The sequence below is a fragment of the Marinimicrobium agarilyticum DSM 16975 genome, from assembly GCF_000423345.1.
In the GTDB taxonomy this organism is placed as follows: domain Bacteria; phylum Pseudomonadota; class Gammaproteobacteria; order Pseudomonadales; family Cellvibrionaceae; genus Marinimicrobium; species Marinimicrobium agarilyticum.
Window position 1 is genome coordinate 687,766 of the sequence record NZ_KE384008.1, and the last position, 17,701, is coordinate 705,466.

General features: G+C 51.5%; 10 protein-coding genes. All 10 read right to left on the bottom strand.

Annotation, left to right across the window (positions count from 1 at the left end; all coding sequences use genetic code 11):
* Positions 1 to 89 precede the first annotated feature (89 nt).
* The gene (locus G547_RS0119010) at positions 90 to 3,839 is read right to left on the bottom strand and encodes a glycosyltransferase family A protein (RefSeq protein ID WP_027331184.1); all 3,750 of its coding nucleotides are present in this window, start codon (positions 3,837 to 3,839) and stop codon (positions 90 to 92) included.
* Positions 3,836 to 4,651, bottom strand: coding sequence for a sulfotransferase (locus G547_RS0119015; protein ID WP_084646233.1), 816 nt, complete (start codon positions 4,649 to 4,651; stop codon positions 3,836 to 3,838). Before G547_RS0119015 ends, G547_RS0119010 begins: the two co-directional genes overlap by 4 nt.
* Before the next feature lie 103 nt (positions 4,652 to 4,754).
* Complete coding sequence (locus G547_RS0119020; RefSeq protein WP_027331186.1) at positions 4,755 to 5,930, bottom strand: DegT/DnrJ/EryC1/StrS family aminotransferase; 1,176 nt, start codon at positions 5,928 to 5,930, stop codon at positions 4,755 to 4,757.
* A complete protein-coding gene (locus G547_RS0119025; protein ID WP_027331187.1) occupies positions 5,927 to 6,856 on the bottom strand; it encodes a GDP-L-fucose synthase family protein in 930 nt (309 codons plus the stop codon). The genes G547_RS0119020 and G547_RS0119025 overlap by 4 nt, the downstream gene beginning before the upstream one ends.
* Before the next feature lie 7 nt (positions 6,857 to 6,863).
* Positions 6,864 to 7,982 carry a GDP-mannose 4,6-dehydratase gene (gene gmd / locus G547_RS0119030; RefSeq protein ID WP_027331188.1) on the bottom strand — a complete coding sequence of 373 codons (1,119 nt, stop codon included), beginning with the start codon at positions 7,980 to 7,982 and terminating at the stop codon, positions 6,864 to 6,866.
* A 39-nt stretch (positions 7,983 to 8,021) separates the two neighbouring features.
* Positions 8,022 to 9,251: a hypothetical protein gene (locus G547_RS0119035; protein ID WP_157209948.1), complete on the bottom strand. Its 1,230-nt coding sequence runs from the start codon at positions 9,249 to 9,251 to the stop codon at positions 8,022 to 8,024.
* Positions 9,252 to 9,346: 95 nt separating this feature from the next.
* Positions 9,347 to 10,690, bottom strand: a complete 1,344-nt coding sequence (locus tag G547_RS23250; protein ID WP_084646235.1) for an O-methyltransferase — start codon at positions 10,688 to 10,690, stop codon at positions 9,347 to 9,349.
* 355 nt (positions 10,691 to 11,045) lie between these two features.
* Positions 11,046 to 13,136 carry a glycosyltransferase family 4 protein gene (locus tag G547_RS0119055; protein ID WP_027331190.1) on the bottom strand — a complete coding sequence of 697 codons (2,091 nt, stop codon included), beginning with the start codon at positions 13,134 to 13,136 and terminating at the stop codon, positions 11,046 to 11,048.
* Positions 13,133 to 16,282, bottom strand: coding sequence for a glycosyltransferase family protein (locus G547_RS22900; RefSeq protein ID WP_027331191.1), 3,150 nt, complete (start codon positions 16,280 to 16,282; stop codon positions 13,133 to 13,135). Before G547_RS22900 ends, G547_RS0119055 begins: the two co-directional genes overlap by 4 nt.
* A gap of 104 nt (positions 16,283 to 16,386) precedes the next feature.
* Complete coding sequence (gene wecC, locus G547_RS0119065) at positions 16,387 to 17,667, bottom strand: UDP-N-acetyl-D-mannosamine dehydrogenase (protein WP_027331192.1); 1,281 nt, start codon at positions 17,665 to 17,667, stop codon at positions 16,387 to 16,389.
* Positions 17,668 to 17,701: the final 34 nt, after the last annotated feature.

Sequence of the window (17,701 nt, forward strand, 5' to 3'; positions counted from 1 at the left end):
CCATTCCGGACGCCGCAACATCTGGATAAGACTGCGTATACCAGTCGTCATCGAACAATCCGGAAAGCACCACATCGCTTATAACTCGCTCAAGCGTTGTCACAATAAACCTTTTCCACCGACTTGAAATCTGACTCAACGCGGTACGCGTAAGGATTCGGAAGGCTGGCGCCCGCCCCGGCTTCAATTTGGCGGTAGACGTAAAACAAATAATCTCTCATCAGCCGCTTGTCAGCACCAAAGCGGGCCATAGTTCCGTTTGAGGTGCCCACATTGTAGTAATAAAGAATGTCGTCAATTCTGCGAAACTGGGAAATATTGACGTTTGCGAGAACGCCGAGGAACAGCCCCAGATCAGAGCAGTATTTAAGCCACCGACCATCCGGCGTGAAAAACAGTCGCTTATCTGACGCCGTATATGCACTCTTCACCAACGTTCTTGGGTGACCAAACTTGAAAACGTTGTTTGAAGCAGGATTCTCTGCCAGCTCTGCTCTTGTATGGCTGGGCCAGGGCTTCTTAACAACATCATTGAACATCCAGCCGCCAAACGTACCCATCGTATCTGGATGCGCGACATATTCGGCAATAACACGACGAATAATAGACGGAGACACTTCGTCATCCGAGTCCAGAAAGAGACAGACCGCATCTTCCTCTGCCACCTGCTCTGCCAGAAACGCGCGACCAAACGCAGGCCCCTGATTCGCCAGACCCTTGAACACGGTAACGGGCCAAGCGGTAAAGTTCTTTCTCAGAAACTCTATAAGAACATCTACCGAACCGTCTGTAGATCCATCGTCATAGAAAAGGACCTCGACGTCTAAGAAATTGGTATTCCGAACGGCCCAAAACAGTGATCGAGCGAACTTGTTGGCAAAACTTTCGTAGTTGTAGCCTGTACAACAGATATAAAGCTTGCGGCCAAACTGGCTAAAGTAATTCCTGTCGTACTCATCCGCCAATGAATACTTCAAGCTCGCAGACTCACCCTCCCTTTCCAGAGCCTGAGGAACCTTCCGGGAACTTTGTTGCTGCTGTTCTTGTATCGACGACACAAACGTTCGAATTTGCTCTTCCCGGTCATTCGCTTGATTCTGTTTGAACAGTGCCACAGGACGCTGATCAGGCGCCTCATCCGATTTTGCCTCCTTGATCCACTGTAACGGACGAGCAATCGACACAATCTCGCAGTCTTGTCTTGCACAAAACTCCGCGAACACAACGTCGATCATACCGTAAGGTGGGCTATCGAAACTTTGGATAGGCGCGCCAGGCGGAATCATAACAGTGCCGGTGCCAGGAACATCAACCACCACATCGTGAATCAACGGTTCTTTAAAGTGGTAGTACCGCCCACGCTTCTGGGAGTCTGTATGAATACTCTTCAAGTGAGGCCAAAGACGATACCCATGCACACATAACACCTTACTATCAGAATACAAAGAGCTTTTATACAGAAAGGTATCTACGTAATCTTCAGGATAAATCAGATCGTCGTCAAAGGTAAAGTAATAGGTATTCTCTTGCCGCTCACGCGCCAGAAAAAACTTCGCGTTATCCCTAAGGTCACCGACATGAGACGACCGAAAAAGGTGCACTCTGCCATCATCAATAACAGAAGCCAAATCAGGATGTTCTACATTCACAGGACCGTTGAGAAAAACATTGATCTGGTCAACCTGCCCCAGTATTGAACGCAGGGCCTGAGAAAACTGACTTTCCCTACCCGGAATCGTGGCGACCGAGCCCTCGACTCTAACCGCCTCATTCCTGGAAACAACATTGCCACCAAAATGATTAAAGGGTGCTTTCAACTCTTTATGTACATTCTTATAATCCCGCTCAAACTGGGCTCGCGCTTCGGAAGCGTTAAACTCGTAGACGAGCGGAGAGTCGACACCACCGACTGAAAAAATATCAGAAGTAAGCCGCCCCTCGTTCGCCTCATCCATTAAAGCGAAGTAGGTGTTGAGAGGCGCATCAACCACCCCTTTTCCCAATCGTTTAACACGGTCGTAAAACTCGCTGTCTCCACTCTTTCTGACGTGGGAAAAAAGACCATACGTAAAGTACGTAGAGCGCTTGGTATGCCAAGTCATCAACCCCTTACGGAACAGCTGCAAGGGCTGAGAGCCTTTTTTCATGGAGAGCAGGTTGGTGCCCGAGTCACACCGAGCATGTCGCGTGACCAGAAAGTCCTTACCGGATTCCTTCAGCAATACGTTCGAGAGAAACACGCGCTGCGGCGTTGAGTGGTCATCAAGATCCTGGCCAAACAGGTAAGAAGCCCGGGACTTGATAATGGCCACGTTACGCGACGGATAAACCCCCTGATTCAACGGGCTATGGGTAATGCGCTTATCCGCGTAGGGAAACAATGAAAGGAACCCGTTTGCCAGCGCCAGCCCGTCATCCGCGGAACAATCGTCCACGACGTTAACCTCAAGTCGCGACACTGACTGCGCTACTACGCTTAACAACGACGCGCAAAGCGTACTGCCATTGTTAAAGCACGCCGAAATCGAGCCAAACTGCTCTTTAGTGCTAAGCTCATACAGCTCTTTGGGGCTCATTTGACAGGGAATTCGCCTTATAACGGGCACCTGAACCGTGATGGGTGTCTTTCCAGTTGCCAAAAGGAAATCAAGGCCAGACACCTCATAGGTACGTAAGGGAAGAAGATCAACATAAAGCAGCTCCTTTGATTCCGAAAGCGCGAGAAGCGCTTCGCTGGCCTGTAGAGAGCCCGATCTCCCGGAATTGGTCAGCACCTTCACCTTGGGCTTTTCAAGCCCGTCCAGGAAATGAAACTCCTCGTGCTTGATTTTTCGACTGATTCCCGAACGATTCAAAAACGCATCGAAGCAATACACATCCACCGGAGCTTCGACCGAGGATCGCTCGCCGTAGAGAGCCAGCAGCGTTGATGACTTACCCAACATCCCTTCCGGGTAACTTGCGAGCCATTGAAGGACATCCAAGGGTTTTACGAAACCACCGCCTTGCTCTATCAGGTCAAAAGTCACTTTACGAGCAATTGCCAGCGCAGGCGATGTTTCGGAGTAGGAAAGCTGAGAGAAAACGCGACGCCCGATACCACCAGGAAGAACGCCCCGCACCTCCAGCCTCAGAAGGTAGCTCAAACAGGCGGCCATCCCTTCCAAAGGAATGAAAAAGCCACCGCACTCTTTTGTTTGATAAGCACTGAGGGAAAACAGCGCAAAACCACTCGTGGCAATACCAAAAAGACTACGATCCCCGCGATGAACGACATCAAGGCGAGCAAGCATTGAGTCCAGGCCGCCACGACTGAAGTTCACACCCAGTGCACGGGTATACTCATTCTGGTTGAGCACATAGTTAACCCAGAACTCATCCTCTGCCTCAAAAGGCGGAACATACACCTCATCGGCACCCAGGCGCTTCGCGGCATTCAGAGCTTTCTGTGTCGATGCCTTGCGCAACACCACGCACACCGTTCCTTTCGGGCAGGTATGACGAAACTGACTGATGACACCGGACGTTTCGATTTTGTCCAGACTATAGCCAAGCACCAGTAGCAGTGGCGCTGCTTCGGCTTTCAATACCGACAGCTCAGACGCCAAAATCCCACGCACCGAGTTCTCAGTCAGCTTGTACTCACTGGCGGCGTCCTGAAAGCTATCAAACGCTTCATCTTCTCCCAGCGCGGCTCGGCAAATATCGATATTGGCGTCAAATATACCTTTACCGACCTCATTTTCTGCCAAGAGATACAGCTCAAGAGCGGATGAATAATCGCCATTCAACAGCGCCTCGTGAGCTTTAGTGGAATAGCTAATATGACGCTGACTCATTTGGCACCATTGATGCTCGCAAGGTTGGGATCCGGTATTGAGAGCTCTCGGGCTAGACGCCTGTACTCAAGCGAACCCAGGATCAATTGAAACTCGTCCTCAGTCAACTCCACAACAGTGCTCTCATCCACATTGTTTTTGGACTTCACCTTCTCCATGCTGTTTTGTTTCCCTAGGCGATTGACCCGCCGTTCTAGAGTCTCGTCGACCGAAAGGTTAAGCGCATCAAACAGAAACCGGTAATACGACATGTTATTTTCATGGCTCTTCAGCTCATCCAGCTTGACCAAGTGCACCCGACCAGGTGCCAGCCGTAACATCTCCTGATACTTTTTCAACGAAGAAAGATACAACGAAAGATTCTTTTCAACTGAGTTCTTATTCCAGGCCAGGTTCTTAAGATTTTTTACCGAACGCAAGACAGAAAACGCATTACGTACACAGTATACATAAATGGGTTTTTGACCAAAAAGCTGTTCAAACTTGTCAAAGTGATGCTCAACTGTGGGCGTTTTGTTACCGACATAAGCGGCTTTAGCCAACTTATCCATATCAGTGGCAGTATCGCGAAGGGCCCACATCATGTGAACCATTGCATCTGACTTTTCCTGTTTTAGTTCATTCGTTATGCGATCCGGCAAATATTCGCTAAACCGTGACACCATTCGGTTCAACTTACTGACATTATGCCACTCTCCTGTTATGAGAACATCTGAATGGGCATTTAGTACGTTCGCGCACATGCGGGTGCCACTGCGGGGATTGCCGCACACGATCACTGGGGGATTATTGAGAAATCTAAAGTAATCCATAAAGAATCCGCTCAACTATTGTCAATTTACAAAATTTTCCGAAACAGACTTCACCCTCACCTCAGGGTAAAAGTTTCTATAAGTACTCAGCTTGCCCAAAAAGCTAAGATAGACTGTCGATTACAGAACGCAAATAACGAATCTCATCATCCAGCGTCACTTGATGATTCCCCACAAATAGACCGTTCTGATCAATATACTCCGCAGCACTGACGTCCCCACTGACCTCATAGTCAAAGAACTCAAGCACTTCTGTATTCTTCAAAAAGTTTCCCGTCACGATCGGTCGACACTCAATCCCGGCCTCTTGAAAAGCCGTAACCAGGTCTTTTCGCCCAAAAGGCGCACCCGGCTTGATCACCATGGAGAATCCAAACCAACTACTGCTTCCCACTTCATTTTGGATCTGAATATGGGGATCATCGCCGAACAGCTCCACGAACAGCTTGGCGTTTTCACGACGGATGGACACAAAACCAGGCAGCTTCTTAAGCTGCTCAATACCAATAGCCCCGCTCATCTCGAGGGGCCGGACATTATACCCAGGCAAAACAAACTTGAAGGCCTCTTCAAACGGATCATCGCTTTTTATGCCGGACACCCGATTTTCCTTGGGTAAATTCCGAGTCCAGCCGTGTGCCCGGATGCTCAGGAGGATATGGTACAGTTCCTCGTCATCCGTAATGACGCAACCACCTTCCATGGTCGCAATATGATGGGAAAAGAAGGAACTGAAGGTTCCCATCAGGCCGAAAGAACCGGTCATTTTACCTTTGTACTCGGCGCCCATGGATTCGCAATTGTCTTCCAGTATCAGAATATCCCGGTCAGCGATCAGCTGGTTGATCGCGTCAAAGTCGTTCGGGTTACCGAGCAGGTTCACCAACAGAACCGCTTTGGTGTTGTCGGTAATCGCGTCTTTAAGCTTATCCAGATCGATATTGAGCGTTTCCTGATCAATATCCACAAACTTGACTTTCAATCCGTACTGCTGAAGGGGAAAGTACGTCGTTGACCAAGAGACAGCGGGCACAATCACTTCGTCGCCACGCTGCAAGCGAGGCGTCTTGGTGAAAAACAAGGAGGCGATCATCAGCAGGTTCGCCGTGGAGCCCGAGCTGGCCATCACCGCGTACCGCGAGCCGAAAAACTCCGCAAAGCGCTTTTCGTACTGCGCAACTTGCGGGCCCATGGTGTACATATCCGAGTCGATCACCTTCTGGATGGCGTCGAGCTCCTCCTGGCCCCAGGTGCTGGAGGCCAACGTATACTGTGTCATTTCGCTTCCTTTAAAAAATACTGATAGGTCTTTTCAATGCCGTCGATAAGCGACGTTTTCGCCCGCCAGCCCAATGCATTCACCCGGCTGCTGTCAATCAGCTTCTGGCGCATACCCACCGGCTTTGACAGGTCGTGTTCAAAGCGGCCCTCATACCCGACTACCTCGGCAATCGCCTGGTAATACTGATTGATGGAGTAATCGGTGCCCAACCCCACATTCATCAAGTCGGGTAAAGCCTCACCTGCAGCTAACTGATCTATGACATCAAACACACAGTCGGCCAGATCCTCAACATACATAAACTCCCGACGGGCCTCGCCGTCTCCCCAGATCCCCACCGTGTCGGCGCCCTGTACGCGCGCCTCATAAATTTTGCGGATCACCGCCGGAATCATGTGGGAGTGCGCCGGGTCAAACTTGTCGTAGCGGCCATACAGATTGCAGGGAATCAAGGTCAGATACTGTACATCGTCATTCATCCGACTAATGTACTGGCACAGCCGTGTAGCGGTGATCTTGGCCAGGGCATAGCCCTCGTTGGTGGGCTCAAGCTCCCCGGTCAGGACCTGTTCCTCTTTGAGCGGGTTCGGCGCATTCCGAGGATACATGCAGGAACTGGCCAGGTTGACGCAGTGTTTGACACCGGACTGGTACGCCGCGTTGATCACATGCAGCCCCATCAGCGAATTATTGACCAGAAACCCCACCGGGTCGGCCATATTGGCTTGTATACCACCAACCTGCCCGGCGGCGTGTACCACCACATCCGGCTTTTGGGCTTTGATGTAAGCCAGCACCGCACTCTGATCGGTCAGATCAAGCTCTCGGCTGCTCGGGGCAAGCAATTCGCAATCCTGGGCGAAGGAGTGAGCCTGCAGGTTTCGGCCCACCATGCCGGAGCCACCGGTCAAGAAAATTCGCATACTACCCTTACTCCGTCGATACTGACACATGGTGCCCATGCGCCTTCAGCAGGGCATGACGCTTGGCCTGATCGAGATCGTGAGCCACCATCTCGGCGCACATTTCCCGCACAGTGATCTCTGGTACCCAGCCCAGTTCATTTTTCGCACGAGAGGGATCCCCCAGCAGGGTTTCTACTTCAGCGGGCCGGAAGTAACGGGGGTCGACCTCGACGATCACATCACCCGGCTTTACGGACGGGGCCAGATCGCCCTCTACTTGCTCGACGACCGCCTTCTCATCAACGCCCTCGCCCTCAAACCTCAGGGAAATACCCAGTTCGGCGGCGGACCACTCAATAAACCGGCGCACAGAATACTGAATGCCAGTAGCGATGACAAAGTCTTTCGGCTCTTCTTGCTGCAGCATCATCCACTGCATGCGTACGTAGTCTTTGGCGTGCCCCCAGTCCCGCAGAGCATTCAAATTGCCCAGATAAAGCCTGTCTTCCAGGCCCTGAGCAATGTTTGCCAGTCCGCGAGTTATCTTTCGGGTGACAAAGGTTTCGCCCCGGCGTGGAGATTCATGATTGAACAGCACACCGTTGCAGGCATACATGCCATAAGCCTCACGGTAGTTTACCGTAATCCAGTAGGCGTACAGCTTAGCCACCGCATAGGGCGATCGAGGATAAAACGGCGTAGTTTCTTTTTGGGGAACTTCCTGAACCAGCCCGTAAAGCTCAGAAGTTGATGCCTGATAAAACCTCGTCTTCTTTTCCAGCCCACAGATCCGGATCGCTTCAAGCAACCGCAGGGTGCCCATAGCATCCACGTCCGCCGTATACTCTGGCGACTCGAATGACACCGCCACATGGGACTGGGCCCCCAGGTTATACACCTCATCCGGCTGAATTTCCTGAATAATTCGAATGAGATTGGTTGAATCCGTCAAATCTCCATAGTGAAGAATAAAGTGCTGATTATCGACGTGCGGATCCTCAAAAATATGGTCAACACGCTGGGTGTTGAAAAGTGACCCACGACGCTTGATTCCGTGAACCTCATAGCCTTTTGAAAGAAGCAGTTCTGCCAGGTAGGAGCCATCTTGGCCAGTCACACCTGTTATAAGCGCTTTTCTTTTCATTTCGCCACACATTCCTATTGGTTAATGGGTTTCTCGGGCTCAAATTCGCATAAGCCGATAAGTCAGCTCAAGCAAATCAGAGAACGGAGAACCGCCTTCAAAATCTTGACGCCAGTCACTTTTTAGACCAAACGTTTTGGCAAAAAACCGTCTCTGCCAACGGGTTCTTGAATTGCTTTTGAGAAAACTGACAAGGCTTTCATGGTCAGCGAGAATTCGCTCTGCCCCTTTGTCAGCTTCTGTTACTCGACCATCTCTAAAGTCTCGCCAGACCCTCATATAAGGAAACACAACGTTATCTGGGTCAGCGCTTAGCCCCTTGTCACATAACAAATCAAAATCCTTTCTCTCCAACACCAGAAAACCAAGCACCAATGCCTTTTTACACGCAAACCCAACTTGTTCTTTGGGAACATCGGGACTGATTTCGGTAGAGGTAACACTCCTGACCACCAAGTCGCATACTTCCGCTTGGTCAACTATACGCTCCGGATTGAGTAGAGGGATGCCGCCAACGATGCTGGAGAGCACCGCAAAACCGCTGCTACCTGCATAAACCGACTCAGCTCTTGACATAACAATAGCGTCAAAAATCGCCGACTCCACCCTGCCAAAGGACTCAGGATGCAACCTTTCAATTGAAGTAACCTGCGCCTGTTGAGAAAGCAGGCTTATGACCGCCAAATCCTGACCAGCCAATAACACATTGCCCCGTTCCTCCAAAAACCCATTGACCAGATTTTCAACAGATGGGTATGAAATTGCCTTAGAGATAGAGCTTATGTTGCTGCGCAGACCGCCATATATTACATCGCCCGCCCGCAAATGAATGGCTACACAGCTCTCTGGGAGCTTTACTCGCATTGCAGCGTTGATTGCCAGCTCAATGGACTCAGAGAATCCAATCTTCCAAAATGACTCAGACAACTTAGCCTTAAAATCACCGTACCTGTGAGGCTCGCTCTCAAAAACAGCCTCCTCCACTACCTGGTCGCAGTAAAAAACGCCACTACCCGAGAACAGAACCTTGTGCAGCGGTTTAGCAGACTCTGCGACATCTTGGTCGATGTGGTAAGCATCGATAAAATTTGATGAGAATACCTTCTCAATAGAGTCTATCGCGTGCCCCTCTTTATTAAACTTGTCATCATCCCAATAAAAGCCAAACCGAGCGCCATAAAGCTCACTCAACGCGAAGGCGTTTAATATGGCTCGAAGGCGCTCACCCAGGCCATCGGTTCTCTTTGCTATAAACATCAATTCTGACACAATAGAACTACCTTTCTAACAGCAGGGCAAGATTAGACAGGGGGCATCGAAAAGCGACCTACCTGCTTACTGCCCAAACGGAATCACAAGACTATCTACAATGTGATGCGAATCACACCCTCGTCTAGCATAGTGTCGTCTCGCCTCGCCGGATAATGCTCACACCATGCCTTCACTACCTGCTGCACCCGGCTATCCTGTGCTCCCAGCATCCATAATTCCGCATGAGGCGACATTTTCTCCAATACTGACGGAAACGCCGGGTAACGACTGCAGGGTTGGCCCTGAAAATCAGGCCCATCGACAATCACCCAATCCAATGTGGGCAGTGACTCAAAAGCACCTTCAGAGAACCATTTTTTGAGCGATCGCTCACAATCCGGTAGGTGCCGATAACCCCAATCTTCCAATGGTTCGGTAACTACAGACATAACAGACGCAAGACCTTCTGCCTCCAGCCTACTCTTCAGTGCATCAGCCTCGTCAGAGGGCTCGGCGATAATCACGGCTCTGCCGCCACCCGCCGCCTTCAGCGATTCGGCTAACGGCAATGTATTCGCACTTACACCAAATTGGAGCACGCACGCAGGCCGCCAGGCATCAACATGCTGCTGCAGCGCACTCGATACCTCAGAGTTTACAGACCAGTTTAAAGACGATGCCTGCTCACCCTCCTCTGAGGAAGAAGGCTGGCGCTCATTAGGAATCAATACACCCAGCCCTTTCTCCAGGCTGAAGAACTCAACGCTGTAACCATAGCGTTTAGCCCAATCTTTGCTGATATCGACCTCCTCCTGTCGCACGGTATCATCCATCCACACCTGTGCTCTTGGGGCCAAACGGTCTACCAGTGCAGGCAGCGCGGGATAGCGAGCATATTTACAGGTCGCCCCCGGCGGGCCATCCACAAACAGTAAATCGATGTTCTGGATACCCGTAAGCGACGCAGAGGAATACCACTTGATGGTTTCCTCCTTACCGTCGTTCAAATGTGGGCCGTCCCAATCTTCGAGCTCACCGATACGCAGATCCACCCATTGGCTCAAACCCTCACGCTCCAGTAGGCTCCGGGTCTTCCCCCCAAACTCCGTCGAGTGCTCCAAGGATACCAAAACACCCTCCCCGTTCTGGCGCAGCGCATCGGCAATCACCAGCGTGGAAGAGCCACTACCGCACTCCACCACAACTTTGGGCTTTTGGAAGCGGATATGTTCGTGGAGGCGTAGCAGCACATCCGGCGACGCTGCCCAGCCGCGAAGCGGGGGCAATGACCCAGACAGCGTCAACGCCCGACTCAACCAGGTTAGAGCTTCGATTTGGGAATAAATTCTATTTTGAACAATGATCAAATCTTTGAAGGATCTGTTCATCAGGTCTTTCTGGACGCGATCTATCTGTCTGGTCAGTGCTTCAAGTTGTGACTCAAGGGTATCTGCCATAATATCCACATTAAAGGGGGTTTGATGTCTTGGACAACTTTACATCGTTATTGCCCACTTGCCGCGCAAAGCCTAGAATAGCCACCTTTCGACCTTCCCATTCATCCATCAGTTCAACAGTGTGCTCCTCTGCGGGCGAATACCACGCGACGGCTTCCTTTTTACCGTCAATCATCAACAGCAGGAAAGTTTTTGGTCTCCACGACCGATTCTCTAAATGCCCTCAATAGTTTAGATTTACTCTCTTTGTTACTCCCCTTAATCTCGTCTAGAATAAACGCCCTAGCTTCTAACGTTAGATTTTCAAAGATATCTGCTATCGATCTTGGGTACATTATTAGCGCCTTCTATGCAATCAACTGACGCTCTCGCAAAGCTCTCTTATCTGACTCACAATCAGTCTCCGATCAAAATGTTTTCGTGCATATTCCACATACTGCTTACGGTCTGGGTTGCAAGAAATAAATGAGACTAATGCCTCAACGCCTGAGAAGATGAGCTCTTTTGGATATACTGTCTCAGCACCGGCCCAAGGAAGTATCAGCGGAAATGCACCCGAAGCCATACCTTCCGCCACAGCTTGGTGGCTACCTTCGTAATCGCTGACCGACAGTATGTAATCAACCTTCTTGTACCAATTGGACATATCATTGCCATGCGGGTCAAAAATTATATTTTTCCCCCATGGCTCCGAATTAATACTATTAAATAAGTGCTCGAACCGTTCCATTTCCTCCTTGTGGTTGTCGTTCAGCATCCAGGGAAGCTCGTTCGGCTTCTTGCCCTTGACACGGAGCTTAAAATTCTTATTCTTCTCCCAAAGTAACTTCAGCACCTCAACAGCTCGGTCTAACCTTTTCCCCCAAGGAACTATCCCAACCATTCCTATGGTAAACCCATCGGAGTACCTTCCAGAGGGCGTGATAACATCAGTGTCGACGGAGTTGAATATCATTTTTGACTTACGCCGGGGCATATGAGCCTTGGCCACAAACTCCTCATACCTGTATGGAGCAATAAAAATATATTTGTCAATATTTTTTTCTATCGAATCGCAAAGATAATCTAACCGTTGAACTTCCTGTCTATGAACCCTAACAACTAACTTTTGTCCCGGCTTCTTGTAATTGGAGTACCAACGAATATTCCCTAAACCCCACTCACAGAAGATAATATCTGCTTGCGTCAGCTTGTCTAGACTTTCGTCCTCGTTGTGCTGAGTATGTCCTTTCCATTTGTCGATCAGCACCTCGAACTTGTCGTCTTTGTCATACGCGTCGATTACGTCCGTCAAAAACTTAAAGTCGTGCCCGGCAAAAAGAACTGTAGTTTTCTTGTGGTTTAGCAAGCGCTCGACAATTTCTGCATGATTGACAGTATTGGCAAAGCGCTTGTAAGCGCTATAGGCCATTTTTGCAGCTTGCTCATACAAAGCGACGTTGGTCATTGCGGCCGCACACTTTTCGGCGGCTTCAGCGTGGTTCTCAGCAAACAACGGGAAATCGTCACCCAGCAAGTCTTTATGCACCTTCGTCGGACGAAGGATGACCGGTTTGCCAGCGCTCATGTATTCGAATAATTTGGTCGAGAGCTCTTGAGAGTTGTCGTTATCAATTTGGCCTGATCGCAGAGCGAAACCAATATCCGAATCACGGGAAAGTTGAATGCTTTCTTGGCGAGAAACTTCTCCCACCCAGTTAATATTCTCGTCAGAGGCGAAGTACTGCTCAATTTCGTCCTTCCGCCCGCCCAGGTCACCGTGGAATTTATTGCCTGCGATGTTGAGTTTGGCGTAGGGAAGCTTCTGCTTCAAAGCATTGAAGGCATCTACCAGACCGGGGGTGCCCCATTCTTCCGAGAACTTGCCGGTATAGCATAGGGTATTCAGCCGATTCCGGAAGCTTGGGTTTTTTACAATGGGTGGGATCAGCGGCGGCAGTATGTACAGGTGCTCTTCCGGAATATCGAACTCCCGACTGTAGCTGGTGCGCATGCGTTCGCTTTGGACGATAGCGAATGCTGTTTTTTTCAATAGCTGCCCAATGCCGGCTTTTTCCGTGCGCGTCAGCTCTGTCATGCGCTGGAAGGGCTCCAGCGTGTAGTAAGCCAACCGACCGGGCAGGATTTTGATTAGCTCCTGACCCAAGGCAATGTTGCCGCGTACCAGAACCCGATCGTAGTGGTTTTGATCGTCCAGTTCACGTATGGCTTCCACTACCTGACCGGGCTGCATGGGCCGGGGATGCTTCTCTATCCGATTGATAGTGGCGATATCTCGCACCTGTTCATTCAGTGGACCGCCTTGGTCTGGTGCTTTCTGGAGAAAGTCCAACTGTACACGGGGGTCAGCGGCAATCAGCCGTAGTAGTTCAGCTAACCAGACAGAGGAGCCGTCCATAATGTTGAGGTTGACGTCGGCGTAGACCAGTAGCTTCAGGGATTTCATACAACCGCCTCCTGAAGGTGAACCTGCTCCGTCTCAGCTTGGTACTGGGTTTTGATGGCCTGATCTTCCAAGTGCGTAGCCGGGAAAGTGCCATCGATTGCCATGTCGACTTCGATCCCATCCAGGGGCTTGGCAAACTCAGTCAGTACACGGAAAATCTCTTCTTCATTGTTCAGGTTCAGGTAGGGGTAAAGAACGTTGCTGTTCTCCAGGTTGACCACCAGACGTTTACGGTGGTAGCCCTGTTGCTGGAAGTGGGCCCTTGCCCGTTCTACTTCGGCTTCAGTGCTTGCAGTGTAGACGGCATTGGCGATGGGCAGATGCGGTATAACCGGTATACCCAACCGTTCACATACTTGCTCCAACCGGTCGGCCAAGGTGTGGCGACCCAGGGTTTCGCGAACACCCTGCTCGCTTATGGCCTGGTATTCTGCGGGCTCTTTCAGGCGGTTCAGGTAGTCACTCACCTCTTTCTGACTATCGCTCGCACACACGATACCACCAAACTGGGTGATCACGCCCTCGGAGTAGTTGCTGATCACAGGAGTACCCGACGCCAAGGACTCATACACCCGACGAGCAAACATGGTAGGGCTGTGTTTTACCGTGTTCAGGTTTACGGTGAAGCGGTAGCCTTTGTAGGCCTTCCACATCTCGTGCGGCTCCAAGTAGCCCACTACGTGTTTTTTGAAGTGCTCCGGGAACTGCAGGTGTGCCACACCGCGCTTTAGGCATCGATCATATATATCGTAGTCCACTCCGGCTTCCTCCAACCCCTGCATAATGGTGTGGAAGTTCTCGCACCGCTCTATTTTATCGCTGTAGTAAGATCCCGCGAAGGCAGCTTTGTGATTGCGAGCAATGATTGGGCTCGGATTGTGAACCTGTGGCTGGCAAAAGAACGAGAGCGGCTCGGCGTCGATTCCGAAATCCTCTCTGTACGCTGTAACCATATTGGCGTCGGTGGTGTACACATAGTCAAACAGCTTGGCGGTCGGCCCGAAACGCTTGTAGTGAACGGGGTCTTCTTTGGCCCAGAATACGGTGGGAACGCCCTTCTTACGACAATAGGCGATAACCTGGATCAGCTCGTCCATTTTGTTAGGGCCGTTGGAGGTGTAACCGTACATCAGGCCGCTCCACTGGTTGGCATTGCCAAACCAGCAGCTCTCGACAAACAGCATATCGGGCTGACTGGTTTCGATCTCGGCTTCCCAGTTTTGGGGAGATAGCGCCGTGAGCTGAACTTCGTGGCGGAAGCACTCCATGGTGAATTCGTCGAGTATGGCGGCGATTTTGATGTTCCGGAGCGAGCGGGCCGGTGCTTCGGCACGTTTGGCGGCCTGTGCCGCCATATCCGACCTATTTTGTTTTTGATCGCCGCCTTTTTCTTTCGACGCCAACTGGCTGATGCATTGAATAGGGCTCGTCAACCGCACGGAACTTTGCGCGTTCCAGGTCTGTATTCCAAGTGCCACTCGCCGGGCCCCTAGGGGTGGCACGATTTGCAGTAGCTTTTCGCTGGTGACATTGAGATAGGAGAAGGGCCCTACCTGCTTGGAAGAGGCCAGGCCATTGTATGGCCCAGGAATAGTCTTTCCGGATTCGTCCTGGTATTCAACGCGAGTGATACAGGCACGCTTTGATATATCAGCGCGATCAGAAAACTCGAGTTTGCCGCTGACGGTATGGGGAACCAGCTCATCGACATCAAAATTGAACCACATTGGCGCTCGGCTGATTTCAATATGAGTCGACTGCTCGAAGGGCGGCGGGGCTGGCTCGGCTTCAAGTTTTTGCTGGCCCGGGTTGGCTGATCCCTCCTGTGAAATTGGTTCACTTGTCAGTGTCGTAAAGCTAGCGGGCTCCCGAGGTACACCATGTTGAATGGGAGCAGTTAATCGGCCCGTTAACGCTTTAACCATCGGTGCTACAGACCGAGTGAACAGCAATGCCTTAATATCGCCCTCGCTGCTTTCCGTCTTTTTAAGAGCAACTTGTATGGCATCCGACAGGGATGACGCAGAATCCGCCTCGAACGACGTTGCTGCGGAGAAGGCTTCGCTATAAGGCTGGAGTGGGGCGATATCCGAGAGCACAAGGGGCTTTTTGTAGCTCAAGGCTTCGACTACTTTAATCGGCGGTACAAGCTGGCATACCGGCAAGTTCTTGCGCGGAATGGCGATAACATTTGCCAAGGCGTAATAGTCTGCCATGTGCTCGTGCTGCACTCGTCCTGCTTGGATTAGCCACGGCACCTTGTCGCTGGTAACAGATTGTTTTTTAGGGTGATTTAGGGGTTGCTTGTCCCCAACAAAGAGGAGCTTGATACTCTGGCCAGTATTAACCAGGTATTCGCAGGCGTCGAACAACAAGTCCAGCCCTTCATACTCCGTTTGGCTACCTATGTAAGCTACCACTTTGTCATTGGGTTCGATACCTAATGACTTCTGTAAGTTAGCATCAGGGATTTTGGTTTCAGGAATACACTCTATGCCATTTGGGGCCAGCTCTATACGCGCTTGCTCAACACCGCGTTGGGCCAATTCGTGTTTCATCGGCTCGTTTAGAGTGAAGACTCTTTCCGCCTGCTGGGCAACGAAGACATCCCGCTCCGCTTCGGCTTTGAATTGCGGGGTTTTGGCATAGCCGGGTTCTCGGGCATCCCTTGAGAGCTCCCAAAAGCCACGCACTTCGTTATAGAACGGGAGATTCAGGCGTTGAGCGGCAATCCAGGCTGGCAGCCCGACAGCGTAATTGGAGGCTACCAGCACTTTTTCCGGGCGGTAGATGCGAAAGAGCTGCTCCAGTTTGTCGGCGGTGACTTCTAGGCGTTCAGCTTCGGTTTTGGGCCTTTTGTTGTTAGGCCAGCGGGTGTGGATATAGCGAACACCATCGATCAGCATTTCGGGGTTTGTGCCACTGGTCACGCCGAGATCCCAGGGACGGCCCTGGCGAACGAAGCAGAGGGTTTCCAGGCCATGGTCGTTCAGGGCTTTGGCGATGCCCTGGGTACGAATGGCATAGCCGTTGCTGGCGTAGCTTTGACCATGACTGACGACGTAAGCGATGCGCCCCGGTATGGGGAGGTAGGGGGTACTGCCTTGTTTGGCGAGTTCAATTGCCTGTTGGAGTAGTGCGTCCATTTGGGTCCTGTGGTGATTCATCTTTACGTATGTTTTAAAAGCGGAACGCTTAGTTTGTGGCGGATGCGCCTTTGGCTTATCCGCCCTACGCGGTGGCTCAGGGGTTAGGCTAATAGGCCTACGGCGTCTATGACGGAGGGTTTAGCCTTGATTGCTTCGGTGGCTTTTATAAAGGGCTTATGCTTTACCAAGATGCATAGAATGTCGGCCTGGGTTAGAGCTTCGTCCAAGGTGGCCAGTTGGGTGTTGCCGGTGTCGAGCTGTGTGGGGAGTTCGTGAATGTTGGGCTCTACCACTTGCACGTGACAGCCTAGGTCGGAGATGGCTCGAGCGATGCCCAGGGCTGGGCTTTCGCGCAAGTCGTCGATGTCCGGCTTAAAGGCGACGCCCAAGCAGGCGACCGTAAGGTCACTGCGCCTAATGTCAGGATTAGCCTGGTGATATTGCTCCAGCTGCGTTTTGACGCGCTCCAACACCCATTTGGGCTTGTCGTCGTTGACCTCTCGGGCAGTGCGAATCAGGCGTGCCTGTTCGGGGCATGCGTCTACGATGAACCAGGGGTCTACGGCGATGCAGTGCCCCCCTACCCCGGCACCAGGCTGGAGAATGTTCACCCGGGGATGGCGATTGGCTAGGCTGATGAGCTCCCACACGCTGATGTCCAACTCATGACAGATGGTAGACAACTCGTTGGCGAAGGCGATGTTCACGTCCCGGAAGCTGTTTTCGGTGAGTTTGGCCATTTCCGCCGTGCGGGCGGTGGTGGCAATGCAACTGCCCTGGACAAAAATCTCGTACAGCTCGCAGGCTCGCTTTGAGCAGGCGTCAGTCATGCCTCCGATAACGCGGTCGTTCTCAATCAACTCACGCATGACGTGCCCGGGCAGCACGCGCTCTGGGCAGTGGGCAATGCGAATGTCGGAACCTTCGCCATGGGTTTGCGGGAACGTTAAGTCAGGACGGGCTTCGGCCAGCCAGGCGGCCATCTGTTCGGTGGCACCTACGGGGCTGGTAGATTCCAGCACCACCAGGTCGCCTTTTTTAAGAACCGGAGCCAACGCTTGGCTAGCGGCTTTAATGTACTTCAGGTCCGCCGTGTGGGATTGCCCTTCCGGGTCATGAATGAAAGGGGTAGGCACTGCAATCATGAACGCATCGGCCGGCTCTGGCGTGGCCGTAGCGCGCAGGTAACCCTGGGTTACCGCTGCATGTACGGCAATATCCAGGTCCGGCTCGACAATGTGGATTTCACCTTTGTTGATGGTGTCCACGGCATGCTGGTTTACATCGACTCCCACCACTTTCTGTTTGCGGGAGGCGATAACGGCGGCGGTGGGCAAACCAATGTAGCCCAAACCAATGACGGAAATGGTGTTGAATGACATGGCGCGATTCCTGGGTATTTCGTAACGGATGTGT

Coding starts and splice junctions, on each gene's coding strand:
- G547_RS0119055 (WP_027331190.1), bottom strand. CDS start 13,136: ATGAAATCCCTGAAGCTACTGGTCTACGCCGACGTCAACCTCAACATT.
- G547_RS0119015 (WP_084646233.1), bottom strand. CDS start 4,651: ATGGATTACTTTAGATTTCTCAATAATCCCCCAGTGATCGTGTGCGGC.
- G547_RS22900 (WP_027331191.1), bottom strand. CDS start 16,282: ATGGACGCACTACTCCAACAGGCAATTGAACTCGCCAAACAAGGCAGT.
- G547_RS23250 (WP_084646235.1), bottom strand. CDS start 10,690: ATGGCAGATACCCTTGAGTCACAACTTGAAGCACTGACCAGACAGATA.
- wecC (WP_027331192.1), bottom strand. CDS start 17,667: ATGTCATTCAACACCATTTCCGTCATTGGTTTGGGCTACATTGGTTTG.
- G547_RS0119010 (WP_027331184.1), bottom strand. CDS start 3,839: ATGAGTCAGCGTCATATTAGCTATTCCACTAAAGCTCACGAGGCGCTG.
- gmd (WP_027331188.1), bottom strand. CDS start 7,982: ATGAAAAGAAAAGCGCTTATAACAGGTGTGACTGGCCAAGATGGCTCC.
- G547_RS0119020 (WP_027331186.1), bottom strand. CDS start 5,930: ATGACACAGTATACGTTGGCCTCCAGCACCTGGGGCCAGGAGGAGCTC.
- G547_RS0119025 (WP_027331187.1), bottom strand. CDS start 6,856: ATGCGAATTTTCTTGACCGGTGGCTCCGGCATGGTGGGCCGAAACCTG.